Annotated in this window: 21 protein-coding genes; 6 read left to right on the forward strand and 15 right to left on the reverse strand. The window is 61.2% G+C overall.

The genetic code is table 11. The annotated features are described in order from the left end of the window. Window positions 1-100: 100 nt before the first annotated feature. The gene (locus BK658_RS05265) at window positions 101-1,492 is read left to right on the forward strand and encodes an L-cystine transporter (RefSeq protein ID WP_123581363.1); all 1,392 of its coding nucleotides are present in this window, start codon (window positions 101-103) and stop codon (window positions 1,490-1,492) included. Window positions 1,493-1,602: 110 nt separating this feature from the next. Here BK658_RS05265 and BK658_RS05270 read toward each other — a convergent pair whose 3' ends face one another. Continuing rightward, on the reverse strand, window positions 1,603-2,115 hold the full coding sequence (locus BK658_RS05270) for a dihydrofolate reductase (RefSeq protein ID WP_123581364.1): 513 nt from the start codon (window positions 2,113-2,115) through the stop codon (window positions 1,603-1,605). An 85-nt stretch (window positions 2,116-2,200) separates the two neighbouring features. On the opposite strand from BK658_RS05270, the gene BK658_RS05275 reads away from it, so the two are divergent. After that, complete coding sequence (locus tag BK658_RS05275; RefSeq protein ID WP_123581365.1) at window positions 2,201-3,580, forward strand: DUF2868 domain-containing protein; 1,380 nt, start codon at window positions 2,201-2,203, stop codon at window positions 3,578-3,580. Next, a complete protein-coding gene (locus BK658_RS05280) occupies window positions 3,573-4,955 on the forward strand; it encodes a GTPase/DUF3482 domain-containing protein (protein WP_123581366.1) in 1,383 nt (460 codons plus the stop codon). Before BK658_RS05275 ends, BK658_RS05280 begins: the two co-directional genes overlap by 8 nt. Here the strand turns inward: BK658_RS05280 and BK658_RS05285 are convergent. The 8 genes from BK658_RS05285 to BK658_RS05325 form a co-directional block, all read right to left on the reverse strand. Further along, on the reverse strand, window positions 4,879-5,487 hold the full coding sequence (locus BK658_RS05285; protein ID WP_185019778.1) for a hypothetical protein: 609 nt from the start codon (window positions 5,485-5,487) through the stop codon (window positions 4,879-4,881). The two genes, BK658_RS05280 and BK658_RS05285, sit on opposite strands and share 77 nt — an antisense overlap. Window positions 5,488-5,572: 85 nt before the next feature. Then, on the reverse strand, window positions 5,573-6,157 hold the full coding sequence (locus BK658_RS05290; protein WP_123581367.1) for a phosphonate degradation HD-domain oxygenase: 585 nt from the start codon (window positions 6,155-6,157) through the stop codon (window positions 5,573-5,575). Next, window positions 6,157-7,290: a TIGR03364 family FAD-dependent oxidoreductase gene (locus BK658_RS05295; RefSeq protein WP_123581368.1), complete on the reverse strand. Its 1,134-nt coding sequence runs from the start codon at window positions 7,288-7,290 to the stop codon at window positions 6,157-6,159. The genes BK658_RS05290 and BK658_RS05295 overlap by 1 nt, the downstream gene beginning before the upstream one ends. Window positions 7,291-7,428: 138 nt before the next feature. Then, entirely contained in the window at window positions 7,429-8,454 is a 1,026-nt protein-coding gene (locus BK658_RS05305; protein WP_123581370.1) for a putative 2-aminoethylphosphonate ABC transporter substrate-binding protein, read from the reverse strand. Window positions 8,455-8,503: 49 nt separating this feature from the next. Then, the gene (locus BK658_RS05310) at window positions 8,504-10,228 is read right to left on the reverse strand and encodes a putative 2-aminoethylphosphonate ABC transporter permease subunit (RefSeq protein WP_123581371.1); all 1,725 of its coding nucleotides are present in this window, start codon (window positions 10,226-10,228) and stop codon (window positions 8,504-8,506) included. Continuing rightward, window positions 10,228-11,304 (reverse strand): putative 2-aminoethylphosphonate ABC transporter ATP-binding protein, encoded by a 1,077-nt coding sequence (locus BK658_RS05315; RefSeq protein WP_123581372.1) that lies wholly within the window; start codon window positions 11,302-11,304, stop codon window positions 10,228-10,230. The genes BK658_RS05310 and BK658_RS05315 overlap by 1 nt, the downstream gene beginning before the upstream one ends. 222 nt (window positions 11,305-11,526) lie before the next feature. Next, window positions 11,527-12,390, reverse strand: coding sequence for a LysR family transcriptional regulator (locus tag BK658_RS05320; protein ID WP_123581373.1), 864 nt, complete (start codon window positions 12,388-12,390; stop codon window positions 11,527-11,529). A gap of 16 nt (window positions 12,391-12,406) precedes the next feature. After that, complete coding sequence (locus BK658_RS05325) at window positions 12,407-14,542, reverse strand: heavy metal translocating P-type ATPase (protein WP_259740048.1); 2,136 nt, start codon at window positions 14,540-14,542, stop codon at window positions 12,407-12,409. Between the two features lie 45 nt (window positions 14,543-14,587). Here BK658_RS05325 and BK658_RS30270 point away from each other — a divergent pair, with 45 nt between their 5' ends. Together BK658_RS30270 and cadR are read left to right on the forward strand one after the other, a co-directional pair. Continuing rightward, a complete protein-coding gene (locus BK658_RS30270; protein WP_259740049.1) occupies window positions 14,588-14,749 on the forward strand; it encodes a hypothetical protein in 162 nt (53 codons plus the stop codon). A gap of 49 nt (window positions 14,750-14,798) precedes the next feature. Beyond that, a complete protein-coding gene (gene cadR / locus BK658_RS05330; RefSeq protein ID WP_019694121.1) occupies window positions 14,799-15,248 on the forward strand; it encodes a Cd(II)/Pb(II)-responsive transcriptional regulator in 450 nt (149 codons plus the stop codon). Here the strand turns inward: cadR and BK658_RS05335 are convergent. The 6 genes from BK658_RS05335 to BK658_RS05360 all read right to left on the reverse strand — a co-directional run bounded on the left by BK658_RS05335 (window position 15,245) and on the right by BK658_RS05360 (window position 20,487). After that, on the reverse strand, window positions 15,245-16,426 hold the full coding sequence (locus tag BK658_RS05335; protein WP_123581375.1) for an MFS transporter: 1,182 nt from the start codon (window positions 16,424-16,426) through the stop codon (window positions 15,245-15,247). The genes cadR and BK658_RS05335 overlap by 4 nt on opposite strands. Window positions 16,427-16,476: 50 nt before the next feature. Continuing rightward, complete coding sequence (locus BK658_RS05340; RefSeq protein WP_123581376.1) at window positions 16,477-17,073, reverse strand: undecaprenyl-diphosphatase; 597 nt, start codon at window positions 17,071-17,073, stop codon at window positions 16,477-16,479. 188 nt (window positions 17,074-17,261) lie between these two features. Then, entirely contained in the window at window positions 17,262-17,465 is a 204-nt protein-coding gene (locus BK658_RS05345) for a co-regulatory protein PtrA N-terminal domain-containing protein (RefSeq protein WP_019694124.1), read from the reverse strand. Between the two features lie 288 nt (window positions 17,466-17,753). Then, window positions 17,754-18,725 carry a thymidylate synthase gene (locus BK658_RS05350; protein WP_123581377.1) on the reverse strand — a complete coding sequence of 324 codons (972 nt, stop codon included), beginning with the start codon at window positions 18,723-18,725 and terminating at the stop codon, window positions 17,754-17,756. A 65-nt stretch (window positions 18,726-18,790) separates the two neighbouring features. Next, window positions 18,791-19,606 (reverse strand): prolipoprotein diacylglyceryl transferase, encoded by an 816-nt coding sequence (gene lgt / locus BK658_RS05355; protein ID WP_123581378.1) that lies wholly within the window; start codon window positions 19,604-19,606, stop codon window positions 18,791-18,793. A 98-nt stretch (window positions 19,607-19,704) separates the two neighbouring features. After that, window positions 19,705-20,487 carry a sulfite exporter TauE/SafE family protein gene (locus tag BK658_RS05360; RefSeq protein WP_123581379.1) on the reverse strand — a complete coding sequence of 261 codons (783 nt, stop codon included), beginning with the start codon at window positions 20,485-20,487 and terminating at the stop codon, window positions 19,705-19,707. Between the two features lie 124 nt (window positions 20,488-20,611). Between BK658_RS05360 and BK658_RS05365 the strand changes: the two genes are divergently transcribed. After that, window positions 20,612-21,358, forward strand: coding sequence for an NRDE family protein (locus BK658_RS05365; RefSeq protein WP_123581380.1), 747 nt, complete (start codon window positions 20,612-20,614; stop codon window positions 21,356-21,358). Window positions 21,359-21,485 lie beyond the last annotated feature (127 nt).

A 21,485-nucleotide genomic window follows, 5' to 3' on the forward strand; every position in this document is an offset into this window, starting at 1 on the left:
CATGCGTTTTTGATATTAATTCATTAGATATCAAGCTGTTAGGCTTGCCGGTTCGCAATCGCCCCGGAACGCGATTGGCACAAGTCTTTTTGGAGCCTCAATGAATCTGCCGCTGATCCTCAATCTGCTGGTGTTCCTCGCCTTGCTGTTCGGCCTGGCACAAACCCGTCACACCACCTGGAGTCTGGCGAAAAAAGTCCTGGTCGCGCTGGTTCTGGGCGTGGTGTTCGGTGTTGCCCTGCACACTGTTTACGGTGCCGGTAGCCCGGTGCTGAAGGCCTCGATCGGCTGGTTCGACCTGGTCGGTAACGGTTATGTGCAGTTGCTGCAAATGATCGTGATCCCGCTGGTGTTCGCCTCGATCCTCAGCGCCGTCGCCCGTTTGCACAATGCATCGTCGCTGGGCAAGATCAGCTTCCTGACCATCGGCACGCTGCTGTTCACCACCGCCATTGCAGCGCTGATCGGCATCGGCCTGACCAACCTGTTCGGCCTGACGGCTGAAGGGCTGGTCGCCGGTACCCAGGAAATGGCTCGCCTGCAAACCATCCAGACCGACTACGCGGGCAAGGTCGCTGACCTGAATGTCCCGCAGTTGCTGTTGTCGTTCATCCCGCAGAACCCGTTTGCCGATCTGGCCCGGGCCAAGCCGACCTCGATCATCAGCGTGGTGATTTTCGCTGCATTCCTTGGGGTCGCGGCGCTGCAACTGCTCAAGGATGACGTCGAAAAAGGTCAGAAAGTGCTCAACGCCATCGACACCCTGCAAGCCTGGGTGATGCGTCTGGTGCGTCTGGTGATGAAACTGACCCCGTACGGCGTATTGGCGCTGATGACCAAAGTGGTCGCCGGTTCCAACCTGCAAGACATCATCAAGCTCGGCAGTTTCGTGGTGGTGTCGTACATCGGCCTGGGCCTGATGTTCGTAGTTCACGGCCTGCTGGTGTCGCTGGCCGGGATCAACCCGCTGCGCTTCTTCCGCAAAGTCTGGCCGGTGCTGACCTTCGCCTTCACCAGCCGCTCCAGCGCCGCGAGCATTCCGCTGAGCATCGAAGCGCAAACCCGCCGCCTGGGCATTCCACAATCGATCGCCAGCTTCGCCGCCTCGTTCGGCGCGACCATCGGCCAGAATGGCTGTGCCGGTCTTTACCCTGCGATGTTGGCGGTCATGGTGGCGCCGACCGTGGGCATCAACCCGCTGGACCCGCTGTGGATCGCGACCTTGGTAGCGATTGTGACCTTGAGTTCGGCAGGGGTTGCCGGTGTCGGCGGCGGCGCAACCTTCGCTGCGCTGATCGTGCTGCCGGCCATGGGCTTGCCGGTGTCACTGGTGGCGCTGCTGATCTCGGTTGAACCACTGATCGACATGGGCCGCACCGCCTTGAACGTCAGTGGTTCAATGACCGCCGGTGCAATCACCAGCCAGATCATGCAGCAGACCGACAAGGAACTGCTGGATGCGGATGAGCATGAGGAGTTGGCGCAGGTTTAAACGCACTGATCGTTCCCACGCTCTGCGTGGGAATGCCTCTAGGGACGCTCCGCGTCCAGTGACGCAGAGCGTCACGGGCTGCATTCCCACGCGGGAGCGTGGGAACGATCTCAGGTACGCTCCCAAACCTCGAAGCTGTAGGCCGGTTTATCGCCTTCCGCCGGGTTCGGAACATTCGACACCAGTTTCCACTGTTCCAGATCAAACTCCGGAAACCATGCGTCGCCCTCGGGGCTCAGCGCCACGCGGGTCAGGTACAGCCGATCGGCCTGTGCCAGGCCTTGCGCATACAACTGCGCGCCGCCAATCAGCATCAACTCATCGACGCCCTGCTCCAACGCCCATTCCTGCGCCCGAATCACCGCGGCTTCCAGCGACGGATAGACTTCCGCGCCTTCAAGTTGCAGGTCGTTCTGACGGCTGACCACGATGTTCAGCCGGCCAGGCAGCGGGCGACCGAGCGAATCCCAGGTCTTGCGACCCATGATGATCGGCTTGCCTAGCGTTGTGGCTTTGAAGTATTTGAAATCCCCCGGCAAGTGCCAGGGCATGCTGTTGTCGACGCCGATCACACGGTTTTCACCGAGGGCTGCGATCAGGCTGAGAGGGAGAGTTTTTTTCATGTCGGCGAGGATACCAGAGCCTCGCTTACCCCGATAAGCGCCACAGCGGTTATGCTCAGCGTTCATTTGAGCGACGGGATGCCGCGTGACTGAGCTGACCACACTGCAAACACTTTGGCTGACCGAAACCATCCGCCTGCGCGAGGAACATGCAGGCCCACTGGAAGACCAGGAAGCCAACCGTCTGGCCCGCAGCGCGGGCGGCGACCTGCCGACCCGCATCGAGGCCCGCGCCCTGTGGCTGGCCGAACGCGATGGCTTGACCGGCGCGCTGCGCCATTGGCTGCAAGGGGCGCGACTGGCGCTGATCGTTCTGGCCGTATTGGCGATCGTCAGCGGTGCCGGGCTGGCATTTGCCGCGTTGAACGACGGCCAGGCACCGGTCAACGTGTTCTGGGCTCTCGGCAGTCTGCTGGGGTTGAACCTGATTCTATTGCTGAGCTGGGCCTCAGGCCTGATATTCGCTGGCGATTACGGCGCCACGCTCGGGCGCTTGTGGTTGTGGCTCAGCGAAAAACTCGCCCGCGACGCCAAAGCCGCGCAACTGGCGCCGGCCCTGCTGCTGTTGCTGCAACGACAGAAACTCAATCGCTGGGCGCTCGGCATGCTGGTCAACGGTTTGTGGCTGCTGGCAATGCTCAGCGCTCTGGCGATTCTGCTGACGCTGATGGCCACCCGGCGCTACGGTTTCGTCTGGGAAACCACGATTCTCAGCGGCGATACGTTCGTGGTCATGACCCAGGCTCTTGGCGCCCTGCCGGCACTGCTCGGCTTCAACGTGCCGACCGTGGAGATGATCCGCGCCAGCGGCGACACCGCGTTGAACATCGAAAGCGCCCGGCAAGCCTGGGCCGCATGGCTGGTGGGCGTGTTGCTGGTGTACGGCGTATTGCCGCGCTTGCTGCTCGCGCTGTTCTGCCTGTGGCGCTGGACAACCGGCCGCGCGGCCTTGCATCTGGACCTGAACCTGCCCGGCTACGCGCCGTTGCGTGAACAACTGATGCCGAGCAGCGAACGCCTCGGCGTCAACGATCTCGCGCCCGAGCGCCTGCATCAGGTCGAAGGCGGCGCCAGCGCGCTGGACAGCGACGGTGCGTTGCTGGTGGCCATAGAACTCGACGACCAGCGCCCATGGCCGCCGCAATTGCCAAAGAACGTTAAAAACGCAGGCATCCTCGACAGCCGCGAGTCCCGACAAAAGTTGCTGGAACAACTGACCCGTTTCCCGCCGGAACGCCTGGCCATTGCCTGTGACCCTCGGCGCTCGCCGGATCGTGGCAGCCTGGCGCTGATCGCCGAACTCGCCCGCAGCGCCAGCGCGACACGGATCTGGCTGCTGCAAGCGCCGCCCGGCCAGGCACTCGACGCCGAACGCCTCGGCGACTGGCACACCGCGCTGCAACAGTTGGCGTTGCCGTTCGCTGACTGCGCGCCGATGAACTGGTTGGAGTCGGGTCATGACTGATTCAAAAAAGACGCCGCTGAAGCTCGCCGTGGTCGGCCACACCAACGTCGGCAAAACCTCATTGCTGCGCACCCTGACCCGCGACGTCGGTTTCGGCGAAGTCTCCCATCGCCCGAGCACCACCCGGCATGTCGAGGGCGCTCGGTTGTCGGTGGACGGCGAGGCCTTGCTCGAGCTCTACGACACGCCGGGGCTGGAAGATGCCATCGCCCTGCTCGATTACCTGGAGCGGCTGGAGCGCCCCGGCGAACGCCTCGACGGCCCGGCGCGGCTGGCGCGTTTCCTCGATGGCAGCGAGGCGCGTCAACGTTTCGAACAGGAAGCCAAAGTACTGCGCCAACTGCTGGCGTCCGACGCTGGCCTCTATGTGATCGACGCCCGCGAGCCGGTGCTGGCCAAGTACCGTGATGAACTCGAAGTGCTGGCCAGTTGCGGCAAACCGCTGCTGCCGGTACTGAATTTCGTCAGCAGCGCCAACCACCGCGAGCCGGATTGGCGCGACGCCCTGGCCCGTTTGGGGCTGCATGCGCTGGTGCGTTTCGACAGCGTGGCGCCGCCCGAAGACGGCGAGCGCCGGCTCTATGAAAGTCTCGCGTTGTTGATGGAAAGCGCACGCGGTCAGCTTGAGCGATTGATCATCGACCAACAGGCGCAACACGCAGCGCGCCAGCAAAGCGCGGCACGTTTGATTGCCGAACTGCTGATCGATTGCGCCGCTTGCCGACGCAGCGTGGTCAGTGACGCCGCACAGGAACAGCAGGCCATCAGCGAACTGCGCAAAGCCGTTCGCCAGCGCGAACAACGTTGCGTCGAGGCGCTGCTCAAGCTGTACGCGTTCCGCCCACAGGACGCCGCCGCCAGCGATTTGCCGCTGCTGGATGGCCGCTGGGGCGATGATTTGTTCAACCCCGAAACCCTCAAGCAATTGGGCGTACGCGTCGGCGGCGGGATCGCCGCAGGCGCGGCGGCCGGTGCTGGCGTAGATTTGCTGGTAGGTGGCCTGACGCTCGGCGCCGCGGCTCTGGCCGGGGCGATTGCCGGCGGCGCCCTGCAAACGGCGCGCGGCTACGGCAGCCGCTTGCTGGGCAAAATCAAAGGCCAGCGTGAGCTCACGGTCGACGACAGCGTGCTGCGTTTGTTGGCGTTGCGTCAGCGGCAACTGGTACAGGCCATGAACCTGCGTGGGCATGCGGCAATGGACAGCATTCAGGTCGCCACGCCGCAGGACAAGAGCTGGCGCGAAGGCAAACTGCCGGAGGCGCTGACCAAGGCGCGGGCCCATCCGCAGTGGTCTTCGCTCAATCCTCATGCACGGTTGAGCCAGGCGGAACGCCAGGAGCAGATTGAGGTGTTGGTGGGCAAAGTGCTGGAATGATCGTTCTCACGAGCCGCAAAGGAGTGCAGCCGTGACGCTTCGCGTCACTGGACGCAGAGCGTCCCTTGAGGCACTCCCACGCGGGAGCGTGGGAACGATCATTCCAGCCAAACTTCAAAAACTCCTTGGCCAACAACCTGACGAGCCCCCGATCCTTTCTGTCTGCTCGCCCGTCATTGTTCACGTCCGAACTCAAGATCAACTCCAGAATCCCGTCGTTATCAAGGTCACGTGCAACGGCTTTGTAGACTGTTATCACCCCTTCGCGAAAGTACATCCACACCGCTTCAGGCGTGCCGTCACCCGTGCGGTTATCAGCGAGGATGTGCAGGTAGCGCTCAGCCTCATCCGTCTTGTGCCAGCCGAGCTTCAAATAAGCTTGGGCGAACTTGCGAAGAGGCAGAAGATCAGCCCCCGTGTCACGGATTGTCTCTTCCCGATACAACGCTGCATCCGCATAAAATTGAAAATGAACGGTGTCCACCGCTCCCCTTTCAGTACCGTCCCAAGCGATCACGTTCACGTAACGCATCCATGCGCTTCCTTCTCAAAAGGCCAACCTAAATCCTTGCATCAAGGCGGTCCATGCCTCGTTTCGCCTTTGGCCGTGAGATAGCTCAGCGCATCTCGAGCGCCACAGCGCCGGTGCTGCGCAATAGCCTGTAGGCTTTCGCCTTCAATACTTCGAGATCAATCACCGGCACCCACATCTCTTTCGCCTGCTCATCCCACTGGCGCATCCGCAAGCTGATCGCACACAACGGATCGCGCTCAAACGCCTGCGCCTCTTCAGCCGTCATTACCCTACCCTGATATTCCAGCGTGCATCGACTGGCCTCGCTCAAGCGTTCGTAGTAGCCCGGCTCGTTGAACGTCAGGTAACGCTTGGCCTGAACGTGATATTCCACCAGCCGCGCCATGCGTTCGCCAAAGCCCAATCGGCGCAGGTAATCGGCGCCGAGACGTTCATGGCTGACCACGCCAAAGCCGTCCATATTTTCGGCGTTCGCGGCACAGAGATGCCCGATGTCATGGAAAAACGCGGCCAGCACCACCTCATCGTCGAAGCCTTCGGCCATGGCCAATTCGGCGGCCTGGGACATGTGCTCGATCTGCGACACCGGCTCACCGATGTAGTCGCTGTCACCGAAGCGCTCGTACCAGCCGAATACTTCAGCAATCACCTGTTCGTTGCGGCTCATCAGTGTTCTCCCAACAAGGTCCTGATGTTGCGCTCAGCCATCGCCGGCCCGACGCTCATGCCGACGCCCGTGTGCATCAACGCGGCATGCACACCTGGTGCGGCCTGCAGGAACGAAAACGGCAACGCTCCACGAGCGCCATAGACGCCCTGCCACCGCTCGACCACCTGCACCTTGCAACCCAGCGTCTGTTCCGCCAACTCGATCAGCCAGTTATCGACCTGTTCAGCATTGAATGGTGAGGGGTCGCTGCCGTAATGGTGAGAATCACCGATGATCAGCTCGCCGTGCGGCGTCGGGCTGATCAGCAGGTGAATACCGTGTTCGTGCAAGTGCGGCGCCTCACGCAGAATCTGCGCCTGCACTGCCGCAGCTTCCGGCAAATCGGCGAAGGCACCGTAATGCACGCAGCTCAAACCGGTGAGCAGCGCATGTTGCAGATTGAGGTTGATGTGCGGTCGCGCGCGGAGCATTTGCAGACGGCAGATCTGCGGCTTGAGCGCAGCGATCGGCTCGGCCAGCAGGGTCTGATAATCGTGGCCGGAACAGACGATGATTTGCTCGCCGATGAAACTGCCGGCGGTGCTGTGCACACGGCCGGGTTCGATGTCGCGCACCAGGGTGGAAAAGTGAAACTCCACGCCGAGGTCGCGGCGCAGGTAGTCAATCAACGCTGGAATCGCTTCGCGCGAATACAGTTGCTGGTCATCCAGACCGTGCAATGCCGCGCGGTGATGACGGAACTGGCCACCGTACACATCGCCCAATGCGGCGCCGCGCAACAGTTCGACGCGGTAACCGTGCTCGACAGCTCGGCCAGCACAGAAGGCTTCCAGCAGTTGCTCTTCAGCTTCGGTGCGCGCAAACAGATACGAGCCGTTGCGCTTGAGCTGCAAGCCTGCCCGTTGCGCCCATTGGCCCCAGATTTCGCGACTGGCCCTGGCCAGTTCGAGCATCTGCCCCGGCGGCTGGCCAGTGACCAGTGCCTGGCCAAAGTTGCGCACCGAGGCCCCCAAAGGCGTGGCGCTGCGCTCGAAGACCTTGACCTTGAGCCCGCGCCTGGCCGCCGCATAGGCGTGGGAAAGGCCCAGAATACCGGCGCCGACGATCAGCATGTCGCTGTGGTGTGTCATGCGGTTCCCCAATGATCGTTCCCACGCTCCGCGTGGGAATGCAGCCATGGACGCTCCGCGTCCACTGTGACGCAGAGCGTCACGGGATTCATTCCCACGCGGGAGCGTGGGAACGATCTGTATCGGTCGAAGAAGTGGTTACTTGGCAGCCACTTTCTCGGACTTGCCGTCATAACGCTTGCGCCACTCGCTGAGGATCTCGTCGCGGTTTTTCGAGGCCCAGGCGAAGTCGTTCTTGATAAGGCGTTGTTCGTAGTCGGCCGGCAGTTCGGTCTGCGGCTTGGCGATACCCGGCTGGGCGAGAACCGCGAAGTTTTCCTTGTACAGCTCCATCGCCGCCGGACTGGCGGAGAAGTCGGCGAGTTTCTTCGCCGCGTCTTCATGCGGTGTGCCTTTGATCACGGCGGTGGCTTCGATCTCCCAGCCCAGGCCTTCTTTCGGCAGGACGATGTCCAGCGGCGCGCCCTGGCGCTTCAACTGCACGGCCGGGTATTCAAACGAGATACCAATCGGGAATTCTCCGGCAGCCGCCAGCTTGCACGGCTTGGAACCGGAGTGAACGTACTGGCCGATGTTCTGGTGCAGTGCGTCCATGTACTGCCAGCCCTGCTGCTCGCCGAAGGTTTGCAGCCAGGCGCTGACATCGAAGAAACCGGTGCCGGACGACGCCGGGTTCGGCATGACGATCTTGCCTTTGTATTCAGGCTTGGTCAGGTCCTGCCAGCTCACCGGTTTGCTCAGGCCCTGTTTCTCGGCTTCGACAGTGTTGAAGCAAATGGTTGCCGCCCACACGTCCATGCCAACCCAGGCTGGTGGGTTGGCAGCGTCGCGGTAGTTGCTGCCGATCTTGCCGAGATCTTTCGGCGCGTAGCTTTGCAGCATGCCTTGCTGATCGAGGATCGCCAGGCTGGACGCGGCCAGGCCCCAGACCGCGTCAGCCTGCGGGCGGGCTTTTTCGGCCAGCAGTTTGGCGGTGATGATCCCGGTGGAATCGCGCACCCATTTGATCTCGACGTCTGGGTTGGCCTTTTCGAACGCTTCTTTGTAAGTCTTCAGTTGCTCGGCTTCGAGGGCGGTGTACACGGTCAGTTCGGTTTTCGCGGCAAACGCATTCAGGCTGAAAGCAGAGAGGACAGCAGCGGCAAGAGCCAGTGGCTTGAACATGGTGCGGTTCCTTTTAAGTGCGGATCAGAGTGGTTTGTTGTGAGCGGGATCAGTTGCCGGGCGCGGTTTGCCGCCAGGCCTGGGAACGGCGCAGCAAGCCGCGCGAAGCCCAGGCCAGGAGCAGGGAAACGCCCGCCGAGGTGAGCAGAATCAGAGTCGACATGGCCGCCGCGCCGCCGACGTTGCCGGCGTCGTCCATGTTCAGCACCGCCACCGCCGCGAGGATGGTGTCGGGGCTGTAGAGGAAAATCGCCGCCGACACCGTGGTCATCGCCGAGACGAACAGATAACGCACGATGTCCAACAGCGCCGGCAGGCAGATCGGTACGGTGACCCGCAGGTAGTGGCGGTACAGCGGTGCCTTGAGCGACAACGCGGCGGCTTCAAACTCTGCGTCGAGCTGACGCAGCGCGGTAGTAGCGGTCATTTGCGCGGTGGTCAAATAGTGAGCAATGGTGCAGACCACCAGCAGGGTCATGGTCCCGTAGAACACATGCAGTGGGTTGCCGGTCAGGTTGAAGAAGAACACGTAGCCCAGGCCCAGCACCAAACCCGGCACCGCCATCGGCACGAAACTGAGCATCCGCAGCACCAGGTTCAAGCCGCGCTGGCCACGGGTTTTCTCCATCAGATAGGCGCCGGTGAAAATCAAACCGCTGCCGATCAACGCCGTACACAAGGCCATCTTCACGCTGTTGCCATAAGCCAGCCAGCCGCCACCGGCGGTGTCGCCGAACTGGTAGTGATTGAGCGACAACGACAGGTTGTACGGCCAGAATTTTACCAGCGACGAGTACACCGCCATGCCGAACACCAGCAGCAACACGGCGCAGATCAGCAACACGATGGTCAGGTAGCAACCATCGCGCAGCCGCGACGGTGCCGGTTGAAAGACTTGTGCCCGACCGCTCATGGAGTCGCCCTGACGACGACGCAACCAGGCATCGACGCCGAAGCTGAACAGTGCCGGCAGCAGCAACACCATGCCAATCAACGCACCGCGACCGAATTGCTGCTGGCCAATCACGGCTTTATAGGCCTCCAGCGCCAGCACTTGGTAGTCGCCACCGACCACCACCGGCACACCGAAATCGGTGATGGTCAGGGTGAACACCAGGCAGAACGCGGCGAACACCGCTTGCCGGGTCGCCGGCCAGGTGATGCTGCGAAAGGCCTTGGCTGGGCTGGCGCCCATGCTCGACGCAGCGTCGAACAAACGCGCATCGGCCAAGGACAATGCCGAGAGCAGGATCATCAAGGCGTGGGGAAAGGTGTAAATCACTTCGCCGAGGACAATGCCCCAGAAGCCGTAAATGTTGTCCGACAGCAGCCCGCGCAACATGCCCTGGTTGCCGAACAGGTAGACCAGAGCGATACCCGGCAGCATCGACGGCGCCATCAACGGCAACAGCGACATACCGCGCCAGATTGCCTTGCCGGGAATCAGTGTGCGTTGCAGCGCGTAGGCAAACAGGTAGGCCAACGGCACGACAATGGCCGCGACGCTGAGGGAGACTTTCAGGCTGTTGCCCAGCAACCAGTGGAAGTTGGCACTGGTCAGCAGTTCGCGGGCAGCAACCAGACCACCGCCCTGCCCGGCGTCGTTGCTGAAGCCGCGCCAGAAGATCGCCAACAACGGCATCAACACTGCGACGCTGAGCAGAAGCAGCAGCAAGACCTTGCCGCCGACCACGAACAGCCGATCGCCGATTTCGGCACGGGAACTCTGTCGAACCTGCTTGTGCGGTATCGGCAGCGCGATCTGCGTGCCCATCAGGCAAATACCTGCAAACTGCGCGGCGGCAAGGCGACCATGATGTCCTGCGCGCCGAGGCGTGGCATGGCTTCAGGCGCCAGTTCGGCGAGCAGCGCATGGCCCGGCAGTTGGTTCAACTCAAAACTCATCCGGCAACGATTGCCGAGAAAAGTGATCTCGCGGACCTTGGCCGGGAACAGGTTTTCTTCATGCACTGGCGGATTGACGTTGATCGCTTCCGGGCGGCAGAACAGTCGGCCTGACGCAGCTTTGCCGGAGTTGTCGGCCAGCCGCACATTCATCCCGCCGACTTGCGCGTGGCTGTCGCTGTTGCGCTGGAACGGCAGCCAGTTGCCCTGCCCGACGAACTCGGCAACAAACGGCGTGGCCGGGCGATTGTAGATTTCCTGCGGTGTGGCGTACTGCTCGACCTTGCCGTTGTTCATCACAGCGATGCGGTCGGCCATCAGCATGGCCTCCTCCTGATTGTGGGTGACCATCAAGGTGGTGATGCCGAGGTTGCGCTGCAATTGGCGCAACTCGGTGCATAGATGCTCGCGAACCCGGGCGTCGAGGGCCGACATCGGTTCGTCCAGCAGCAACAGCGACGGTGCCGGCGCCAGGGCTCGGGCCAGCGCCACGCGTTGTTGCTGACCGCCGGACAATTGGCCGGGGTACTTCTTTTCACTGCCGATCAGCCCCACCAGTTCGAGCATTTGCGTGACGCGCTTGCGCACTTCCTCGCGGCCGCTGTCGGCCAGGCCGTAGGCAATGTTGGCTTCGACGGTGAGGTTGGGGAACAGCGCGTAGGACTGGAACAGAATGCCGTAGTCCCGAGCCTGTGGTGCCAGCAGGGAAACGTCCCGACTACCCAGGTACAACTCGCCGCGATCCTGACGCTCCAGACCAGCGATGCAGCGCAGCAAGGTGGTTTTGCCACAGCCGGAAGGCCCGAGCAGGCACACCAGCTCACCTGCGGCGACATCCAGCGAAACGTTATCCAGCGCAGTGAAGGCACCGAAGCGTTTCTCGATACCGCGCACCTTCATCGGCGCACCGGGGAAGACCTGGGCAGTTGCGTTCGGGTGGTTCATGGACGGACCTCATCAAGCAGATGAAGGCCATCCTAGGTTTGTAATGCGTCCGTCATGTGGCAGCGAGGCAAAAACGGCCGATAGTGGTATTCGGGGATTTGGGTTCAAGTCATAAGTTGTCTGAACCGACGTCATCGCGAGCAGGCTCGCTCCCACAGGGGAGACGCGGTCACTGTGGGAGCGATCCTGCTCGCGATGACGTCCGCACATTCGACGCAAGTCTTAAGCGGGGGCCATTTCCTGCGCCAGGCCAAGAAACGCCGCCGGCAGGCGTGCGCCTTTGCGTTCTTTGAGGCAGTACAGGTATTCGGGGATCTGCGGGGCGTTTTCGAGGGTCAGCACCCGCAGTTGCGGATCATGGGGTACTTCCTGGCGAGCGATGATGCTGATGCCGATGTTGCGCAGCACCGCTTCACGGATCGACTCACGGCTGCCAATCTTCAGCAACGGGCCGAAACTCACTCCGGCGCTCGCCAGCAACTCTTCAGTCAAGCGACGGGTGGTCGAGCCGGTTTCACGCATCAACAGCGTGTGTCCGACCAAAGCGTTCAGCGGCACATGATCATGCACCGCCAGCGGATGGTTGCGGTGCACCGCCAGCACCAGCGGATCGCTGCCCAGCACGCGGCGGATCAACCGTGAGTCCTCAAGCAATTGCGATGACGCGGCGATATCGACCCGGTATTCCTCAAGGGATTCGAGCACCTGCTGGGAGTTGCCGATTTCTACCGACACCTCCACCTGCGGCAGGCGCTCACGAAAGGTTTTCACCAGGTCGAGGATGTAATACGGCGCAGTGGCGGCAATGCGCAACGCGCCTTGAACCTGGCCGCTGTTACGCAGGAAAAACTCGATGTCGGCTTCCTGCTGCATCAGCGTTTTGACCATCGGCAGCAACCGCGCGCCATCCTCGCTGACCGTCAACCGACGACCACCGCGATAGAACAGTTCAACCGCGTACTGGCTTTCCAGATGACGAATCTGGGTGGTCACCGTGGGTTGGCTCAGGCCGAGCTTTTTCGCCGCGAGGGTAATGCTGCCCAACCGCGCGACCATGTAAAAAGCCTTCAGCTCGGCACTCAGCACATCACCCTCGCATCGATTATTTGCGCAACAGGCGCAGACCGTTGAACACCACCAGCAGGGCCACGCCCATGTCGGCAAAGACCGCCATCCACATGGTGGCGAGACCCACGAAGGTTACCCCAAGAAAGATCGCCTTGATGACCAATGCCAGGGCGATATTTTGCGTGAGGATATTAGAGGTCTGTCGCGACAGCCGGATAAACGCCGGAATCTTGCGCAGATCATCGTCCATCAGGGCGACATCGGCGGTTTCAATCGCGGTATCGGTGCCAGCGGCAGCCATGGCAAAACCGATCTGCGCACGGGCCAGCGCCGGCGCGTCATTGATGCCGTCGCCGACCATTCCGACTCGGTGCCCTTGGGCGTACAAACCTTCGATAGCCTTGAGCTTGTCGGTCGGCAGCAGGTCGCCTTGCGCCTGATCGATACCCACCTGGGCGGCAATCGCCCGAGCGGTGTGCGGGTTGTCGCCGGTCAGCATCAAGGTCTTGATGCCCAGTTCATGCAACTGCCGGATCGCTTCGCGGCTGGAGGCCTTGACCGTATCGGCCACCGCGAACAGCGCCAACGGACCCGAGGTATCGAGCAACAGCACCACGGTCTTGCCCTGCTCTTCAAGGGCAAACAGTTTTTCTTCCAGCGCGGGTGAGCACAGGCCCAGCTCTTCCACCAGGCGGTGATTGCCCAAGTGGTAAACCTGACCATCAATCTCACCGCGCACACCGCGACCGGTCAGTGCTTCGAAGTTATCCACAGCGAGCAACGTCAGCTGTTTATCCACAGCCGCATTGGCGATAGCCAGCGATACCGGGTGATCGGAACGTCCGGCGAGGCTGGCGGCCAGAATCTGCGCGGTGTTTTCGACTGTCGGGTCCAGGGACAGATAATCGGTCTGCACCGGTTTGCCATGAGTGATCGTGCCGGTCTTGTCCAGCGCCAGGTAATCCAGTTCGTGACCACCCTCCAGGTACACGCCGCCCTTGATCAGGATACCTTTGCGCGCCGCCGCTGCCAGACCGCTGACGATGGTCACCGGGGTGGAAATCACCAGTGCGCAGGGGCACGCAACCACCAGCAGCACCAGAGCGCGGTAGATCCAGTCGAACCAGGCCGCGCCCATGAACAATGGTGCAATGAGCGCCACGGCCAAGGCAAAGATAAACACCACCGGTGTGTAGATTTTCGAGAAGCGGTCGACGAACCGCTGGGTCGGCGCCCGCGCGCCTTGGGCGGCTTCCACGGCATGAATGATCCGCGCCAAAGTCGAGTTGTTGGCTGCGGCGGTCACTTTGAACTCCAGAGAGCCGGTCTGGTTGATGGTCCCGGCGAAGACTTTGTCGCCGACGGTTTTCTCCACTGGCAGGCTTTCACCGGTAATCGGCGCCTGATCGATGGTCGAGCTGCCGGACAGCACTTCGCCGTCCAGGCCAATCCGCTCGCCGGGACGAACCCGCACCCGCGCACCGAGATCGATACTTTTAGCTTCACGTTCAATCCAGCTGCCATCATCCTGCTGCACGGTGACCTTTTCCGGGGTCATCTGCATCAGCCCGCTGATTGCATTGCGCGCGCGGTCCAGGGATTTGGCTTCGATCAACTCGGCCACGGTGAACAGGAACATCACCATCGCCGCTTCCGGCCACTGGCCGATCAACACCGCACCGGTCACCGCGATGCTCATCAGCGCATTGATGTTCAGGTTGAGGTTCTTCAGGGCGATCCAGCCCTTTTTGTAGGTGCCCAAACCGCCGCTGAGAATCGAGATCAGCGCAACGATCGCCACCACCCAGGTCGGCGCGGCGCTGGTGAAGTGAATCACCTCGGCCGCCAATGCACCGATACCCGATACTGCCAACGGCCACCAGGGCTTTTTCACTGGAACCGGACGGCTGTCATTCGCCTTGGCGCCCTCCTCGATCGACTCGGCCAGCATGCCGATGGACTTGATCGCCTCGATGATCGGCGCGGTGCTCGGCAGGTCGTGAGTCACGCCGAGTACACGGTTGATCAGGTTGAATTCCAGTTGCTGCACACCCGCAAGCTTGCCGAGTTTGTTCTGGATCAGCGTCTGCTCGGTCGGACAGTCCATGGCGTCGATGCGAAAACGGCTAAGGCGCGCGCCGTCGGTCGGCGTTTCACTGAGTTTGATCAATGAAGGCGCTGCGGCGCTGGAACAGCAAGAGCCGCCACCACTTGCGTGATCGTGTTTCTGAACCGGCTGAAGTTTTTGCCCGTGGCTGTGATCGTGATCGTGATCGTGATCGTGATCGTGATCGTGATCGTGATCAGCGTGGGGTTTGTGGGTGTGCTGGGAATCGCTCATAAGCTCGCGTCCGAAAAGGTGCCTGTTGCCAAGTGAACACCCTGTAGCCACTATAGGGTCAAGCAACCTTTTGGAGACTGACGCAATGAAGATCGGCGAACTGGCGAAACTGACCGACTGCCAGGTCGAAACCATCCGTTATTACGAACGCGAAGGTCTGTTGCCGGAACCGGCCCGCAGTGAAGGTAATTACCGTTTGTACACTCAGGCCCACACCGAGCGCCTGACCTTCATCCGTAACTGCCGCACCCTCGACATGACCCTCGAAGAAATCCGCAGTCTGCTCAGCCTGCGCGACAGCCCGCAGGATCAATGTGAAAGCGTCAACGCGCTGATCGACGAGCACATCCACCACGTCAAGGCACGGATCGACGGCTTGCTGGCCTTGCAGACACAGCTGCTGGAACTGCGCCAAAGCTGCAGCGAACGGCCGGATATCGAACAGTGCGGGATTTTGCAGCAGCTGGAAGTCAGCGGCGGCGTGGCGGCGAGCGAAGCCGAGCATTCCCATGTCGGCCGAAGCCACGGGCATTAGGCTGCCCGGCGTATCAGCAGCAACAGCATGGCTAACGCGGCCAGCACCGCGCCGGTGATGAACGTGCTTTGTGCGCCGACGGTTTGCCACAGCCAGCCGGCGAGAACACTGGCTATCAGCAGGCAAACGCCGCTGAGCAGATTGAAAATACCGAACGCCGTTCCCTTCAGTTCGTCGGGGGCCGTATCAGCCACCAGTGTCGCGAGGATGCCTTGGCTGAATCCCATGTGCAGCCCCCACAGGGCTACGCCCAACATCATCGTCAGGATCGAATGGCTTTGCGCGAGCACCAGGTCCGCCAGCACCAGCAGCCCCATCCCGAGGCACAGCAATGTCGTGCGACTGATGCGATCGGACAGCCAACCGGCCGGGTACGCGGACAGCGCATAAAACACCGACATGACCACCATCACCAGCGGCACCCACGTGGCTGACAAACCGGTCTGCTGCGCCCGCAACACCAGAAACGCTTCGCTGAAACGCGCCAGCGTAAACACCCCACCCACAATGACCACCCACCAGTACCCGGACGAGAAGTCGTGAAGGACTCGCCAATGAATGGGCGATCGAAAGGTGTGCTTGCCAACAGCGTGCTCAGGCTCTTTTACACCGGCGACAATCAGCCCCACCGCGATGACCGCCGGGATCACGGCAAACCAGAGTACAAGCTGGATATCGGCGAGCCAGAGCATCAGCACAATGGCCAGCGCAGGGCCGACAAAGGCGCCAACAGTGTCCATCGACTGGCGCAAACCGAAACACGCACCGCGAATTTCCAGCGGAGCGACATCCGCCACCAAGGCATCGCGCGGCGCGCCGCGAATGCCTTTGCCGATGCGATCGAGAAAGCGCGCGGTGAACACCACCTCCACCGAGTGAGCCAGCGGGAACAGCGGTTTGGACAACGCGGCCATACCGTATCCCAATAACAGCAAGCCTTTGCGTCGACCGATAAAGTCGCTGATCGCACCCGAGAAGACTTTGACGACCATCGCCGTCGCCTCGGCGATGCCTTCGATCACCCCGACGGTCAGCGCGCTCGCGCCCAGAGTCGTGACCAGAAACACCGGTAACAGGCTGTGCACCAGTTCGGACGAAACATCCATGAACAGGCTGACAAAGCCCAGGGCCCAAATGGTTCGCGGAATACGCAGAGACTCCGATCGGACCTGATTCACGTGTTCATCCTGTCGTGCTCCAAGGCCTTATCGAAGGCGATGACCGGACCCTATAAGTGAGTATTGCGCCGAGCGAGTGCCGGAAATACTCGCTGGTACAGACGCTCAAAAACGTCGAGCAGAAGCTCGCCCAGTTGTCTCCAGCCCAGCACTTGCTTCACCAGCCAGGCGCTGATCAGCGAAACCAGGAACGACCCGGCAATATCGAATGGGAAGTGCACGCCCAGGTAGACACGCGCCCAGCCAACCAACGCCCCCAGCAGCAAAACCAGCAGGCCCAACTTGCGCAGCGAGGCCAGTATCAACCCAAAGGCTAGCGCAAACATCACCGTAGCGTGGTCGCTGGGAAAAGATGACTCAGCGGCATGCTCCATGAAGTTTTGCCCCAGTCCCAACATGAAGGGACGTGGGTGGAACCAAAGGCTGCTGATCAGCAGATTGCAGGCCAGCGCGAAGACGATACTCAGCGTCGCAGTGAGCGCTACCGCCCGCTGCCGACGTGTGCCTCGCAACCACAGCCCAGCCAGCAAAAGCGGCACACAGTAGATTAGCCACTGCGCCAGAAACATCGCCAAAGACCGCATGGGCGCCGAGGCATCCGCGCTGGCGTTGATCGCCAGGAACAGGCTGCGATTAAGTTCTTCCACACATAGACGCCATTCAGATCATCAGAAAACCCCGCACCGCGATAACACGCGCAGCGGTCCCTATCATACTGGTTGCAGTCGCCCGGACAGTCGGAGCACCCCGCCATCCGGGCTTCAGGCGTTTGACACCTGTTTTGCCACAAGTTCTGCCGCCACACGGCGCATCAGCAACTTGCTAAAACCCACCGTCAATTCGAGCGTTCGACAGTGTCGGACTGGGCTTTCTGACTGCTTGCTACAGCCTGCGCATGTTCAGACTGCTGATAGTGAACCATCGCCACATCACGTGCCGCGTCCATTCGGGCCTGAACCTTGTCGCCGCCGCCTTCAGCCATCGCAGCTACAGAAGCGCACATCAGGGAAACGACCAAAAAAGCTTTCAGGGATTTCATCGGGAACTCTCCAGTAGTTGGGTTCTGCCAGACCCTGTATTGGCCTGACTGGAGCTCATCCTATAGGGCGCTATTTATCGGCCCTTTCCCCGGGAGATGAATTTTCTGACATGTAGGCTTTTAGATTCGCGGCGCTGGCGCTTGATCGTTCCCACATCGAGGCGATGATCGTTCCCACGCTCTGCGTGGGAATGCAGCCCGGGACGCTCTGCGTCCCAAGAGCCGAACGCGGAGCGTCCGTTGAGGCATTCCCACGCGGAGCGTGGGAACGATCGGTGCAGGAGGTCTTTAGACCGCCATTGGCGCGGTCATTGGCGCGTGGTGTTCGTAACCTTCCAGCGAGAAGTCGCTCGGCTCGATCTGTTCCAGCCACTCCGGCTGGTACACGCCGGTCTTGGCGAACTCCGGCACGCGGTCGGAAATCACCAGTTTTGGCATCGGGAACGGCTCGCGCTTGAGCTGTTCGTTGAGCATGTCCAGGTGGTTCTCGTAGACGTGGGCGTCACCGATGAAATAGGTGAACCAGCGCGGCGTGTAACCGGTCAGGCGACCGATCAGGCTCAGCAGCGCGGCACCTTCGGTGAGGTTGAACGGTGTGCCCAGGCCCAGGTCGTTGGAGCGGATGTAGAGCGTCAGGGAGATCTCTTTGGTCTCGACATTCGGGTGGAACTGATACAGCAGATGGCAGGGCGGCAGGGCCATTTCATCGAGCTGGGCGCAGTTCCAGCCGTGGAACAGGATACGGCGGCTGCCCGGGTCGTTGATGATGGTGTCGACGCACTGGCGAATCTGGTCGATCGCCTTGTACAACACCACATAGGCCTGGCCGTCGTCTTCACCTTCAGCGATCTGCCGATAACCCTGGCTCAGGGTCTGCTCGATGGCAGCCTGATTGCTGACCGGAATCTGCTTATACGCCGGCCACTTGCGCCATTGCACGCCGTAGATCTCACCCAGGTCGTCTTCGCCCTGACGGAACGGGTTGGCCAGCCACTGGGCGTTTTCATTGGCATTCTGGTCCCAGACCTTGCAGCCCAATGCCCGGAACTCAGCCGCGTTGTTCACGCCCCGCAGGAAACCGACCATCTCGCCGATAGCCGATTTGAACGCCATCTTGCGGGTAGTGATCGCCGGGAAACCTTCTTTCAGGTCATAACGCAGCATCGCGCCGGGAAAGCTGATGGTGTTCACACCGGTACGGTTGGCTTGTTTGGTGCCGTTCTTGATGACGTGGGCGACCAGATCGAGATATTGCTTCATGAGTTACCTGTGTCCTTGAACCCGGGACCAAAGCCCCGGGATTCGAATGTAGAGCGCGACGGCTCTTAAGCAGTCGGGGCAACCGGAGCCGCCGGAGCACGGTGATAAGCCAGCCAGATCAGGAACAGACCGGCAAGGATCATCGGTACGCACAGAACCTGGCCCATGGTCAGCCAGTTCCAGGCCAGATAGCCCAGTTGCGCGTCCGGCACGCGGACGAATTCGACGATGAATCGGAAAATACCGTAGAACAGCGTGAACATCCCGGACACGGCCATGGTCGGCCGCGGCTTGCGCGAGAACAACCAGAGGATCAGGAACAGCGCCACACCTTCCAGCGCGAACTGATACAGCTGCGACGGATGACGTGGTAGCTGTGCCGGGTCGCTGAACGGCGGGAAGATCATTGCCCACGGCAGGTCGGTCGGCTTGCCCCACAACTCGGCGTTGATGAAGTTACCGATACGCCCGGCACCCAGGCCGATCGGCACCATCGGTGCGACGAAGTCCATCAGCTGGAAGAACGACTTGCCATTCTTTCTACCGAACCACAGGGCCGCCAGCATCACGCCGATGAACCCGCCGTGGAACGACATGCCGCCCTTCCACACTTCAAAAATCAGTGTCGGGTTGGCCAGGTAAGCACTCAGATCGTAAAACAGCACATAACCCAATCGGCCACCGACAATCACCCCCATCGACATCCAGAAGATCATGTCGGAGAGCTTCTCCTTGGTCCAGGTCGGGTCGAAGCGATTCAAGCGACGCGATGCCAGCATCCAGGCGCCGCCGATGCCGATCAGGTACATCAGGCCGTACCAGTGGATTTTCAGCGGGCCGATGGCCAGGGCCACCGGGTCAATCTGCGGGTAAGGCAGCATTGCGACTCCTCGTTAGAGTTGAAACGTAAAATTCCTGGCGCGACCGTGCCACGCCTGGATTAAGCCAGGATTGTGTCGCTGTTCCCGGCAAAAAGAGCTCAAAGCAAAAAGCTCAAACCCACGCAAAACAGCAACGCGGCAAACAGTCTTTTCAGCAACCGCGGTGACAGCTTGTGGGCCAGTCGCGCACCGATGCGGGCAAAGACCATGCTGGTCAGGGCAATGCCCAACAGCGCCGGTAAATAAATGAACCCGAGACTATGAGCCGGCAGGCGTGGATCGTGCCAGCCCAAAATCATGAAACTTAATGCACTGACGAGCGCAATCGGCAGACCGCAGGCCGAAGAGGTGGCCACGGCTTGCTGCATCGGCACACTGCGCCAGGTCAGAAACGGCACTGTCAGCGAGCCTCCGCCGACCCCGAAAATCGCCGAAGCCCAGCCGATCACACTGCCGGCCAGGGTCAGGCCGAATTTGCCAGGCACCGTTTGGCTGGCCTTGGGCTTGACCTCCAGCGCCAGCTGCAAGGCAATGACCAACGCGAACACGCCGATGATCTTCTGCAAATGCGGTCCTGAGATGGCTTCGGCCGTCAGCGCGCCAAAACCCGCGCCGATCAGAATCCCGACAGTCATCCAGACAAAAATCGGCCAGCGCACCGCGCCTTTCAGATGATGTTCGCGCACCGCATTGACCGATGTGAAGATGATCGTCGCCAACGACGTGCCGACGGCCAGGTGAGTCAGCACCGACACATCAAAACCCTGCAAGGTGAAACTGAACACCAGTACCGGGACGATGATGATCCCGCCGCCCACCCCAAACAGCCCGGCCAGCACGCCGGCACAGGCACCCAGCAGCAGATAGAGCGGAAATTCCATGACTGCCCCCCGAAATAAGTGCGGCATGGTAACGGATGCATGGCCTCAAGCTCCACTGGATGGCGATGGATACCCGCCAGCTCTATGCGTAAAGTGAGCAAAAAAAGCCAAGAGGGATAACCCCATGTGCTTGATCGTCTTCGCCTGGCGGCCGGGTCACGCAACGCCGCTGATCGTTGCGGCTAACCGCGACGAGTTTTATGCACGCCCCAGCCTGCCGCTGGCGCAATGGCCCGAGACGCCAGAGGTGTACGCCGGGCGCGACCTGGAAGCGGGTGGCACCTGGCTGGGCATTGGCGCCGACGGGCGCTTTGCCGCACTGACCAACATCCGCGACCCGCATCAGCCGCCGGCGCGTAAATCACGAGGCGAGCTGGTGGCACGGTTTCTCACCGGCGACTTGCCGATTGATCAGTACTTGGCCGATGTTGTCGGCAGATCACCCGAATATGCCGGATTTAATCTGCTGATCGGCAATCGTCATGAGCTGTGGCATTACAACGCGCGCGCGCCTGGGCCAGGCAAACTGCAATCAGGCATCTATGGATTGTCGAATGCCGGGCTTGATACGCCGTGGCCGAAAGTGCTCAAGGCCAAGGCGGCGTTGAGTGAAGTACTGGCCGACCCGCAGCCGCAGGCCTTGCTGGCCCTTTTAGGCGACCCGCAAACGGCGCCGTTCGCCGACTTGCCGGATACCGGGGTCGGGCTGGCGACCGAGAGTTTGTTGTCGAGCGTGTTTATTGCCAGCCCCACGTATGGCACGCGAGCGAGTACCGCGTTGATTGTGCAGGCGGACGGGACGCGGCATATGGTTGAACGAAGTTTCGGGCCGTATGGCGGGCATCTTGGGGAAGTGGAGATCAGGGACTAAGCAGTGTCGGCACTGACGCCATCGCGAGCAGGCTCGCTCCCACGCTGGATCTGCTGTGAACACACTATTTGTGAACACCGAAGACCAAATGTGGGAGCGAGCCTGCTCGCGATGAGGCCATCAGCGT

Origin of the sequence: Pseudomonas brassicacearum (assembly GCF_003732175.1) — a bacterium.
In the GTDB taxonomy this organism is placed as follows: domain Bacteria; phylum Pseudomonadota; class Gammaproteobacteria; order Pseudomonadales; family Pseudomonadaceae; genus Aquipseudomonas; species Aquipseudomonas brassicacearum_G.

Bases quoted from the DNA above. Each gene is read 5' to 3' on its own strand.
- BK658_RS05265 (WP_123581363.1), top strand. From the start codon at position 101: ATGAATCTGCCGCTGATCCTCAATCTGCTGGTGTTCCTCGCCTTGCTG.
- BK658_RS05270 (WP_123581364.1), bottom strand. From the start codon at position 2,115: ATGAAAAAAACTCTCCCTCTCAGCCTGATCGCAGCCCTCGGTGAAAAC.
- BK658_RS05280 (WP_123581366.1), top strand. From the start codon at position 3,573: ATGACTGATTCAAAAAAGACGCCGCTGAAGCTCGCCGTGGTCGGCCAC.
- BK658_RS05285 (WP_185019778.1), bottom strand. From the start codon at position 5,487: ATGCGTTACGTGAACGTGATCGCTTGGGACGGTACTGAAAGGGGAGCG.
- BK658_RS05290 (WP_123581367.1), bottom strand. From the start codon at position 6,157: ATGAGCCGCAACGAACAGGTGATTGCTGAAGTATTCGGCTGGTACGAG.
- BK658_RS05295 (WP_123581368.1), bottom strand. From the start codon at position 7,290: ATGACACACCACAGCGACATGCTGATCGTCGGCGCCGGTATTCTGGGC.
- BK658_RS05305 (WP_123581370.1), bottom strand. From the start codon at position 8,454: ATGTTCAAGCCACTGGCTCTTGCCGCTGCTGTCCTCTCTGCTTTCAGC.
- BK658_RS05310 (WP_123581371.1), bottom strand. From the start codon at position 10,228: ATGGGCACGCAGATCGCGCTGCCGATACCGCACAAGCAGGTTCGACAG.
- BK658_RS05315 (WP_123581372.1), bottom strand. From the start codon at position 11,304: ATGAACCACCCGAACGCAACTGCCCAGGTCTTCCCCGGTGCGCCGATG.
- cadR (WP_019694121.1), top strand. From the start codon at position 14,799: ATGAAGATCGGCGAACTGGCGAAACTGACCGACTGCCAGGTCGAAACC.
- BK658_RS05345 (WP_019694124.1), bottom strand. From the start codon at position 17,465: ATGAAATCCCTGAAAGCTTTTTTGGTCGTTTCCCTGATGTGCGCTTCT.
- BK658_RS05350 (WP_123581377.1), bottom strand. From the start codon at position 18,725: ATGAAGCAATATCTCGATCTGGTCGCCCACGTCATCAAGAACGGCACC.
- lgt (WP_123581378.1), bottom strand. From the start codon at position 19,606: ATGCTGCCTTACCCGCAGATTGACCCGGTGGCCCTGGCCATCGGCCCG.
- BK658_RS05360 (WP_123581379.1), bottom strand. From the start codon at position 20,487: ATGGAATTTCCGCTCTATCTGCTGCTGGGTGCCTGTGCCGGCGTGCTG.
- BK658_RS05365 (WP_123581380.1), top strand. From the start codon at position 20,612: ATGTGCTTGATCGTCTTCGCCTGGCGGCCGGGTCACGCAACGCCGCTG.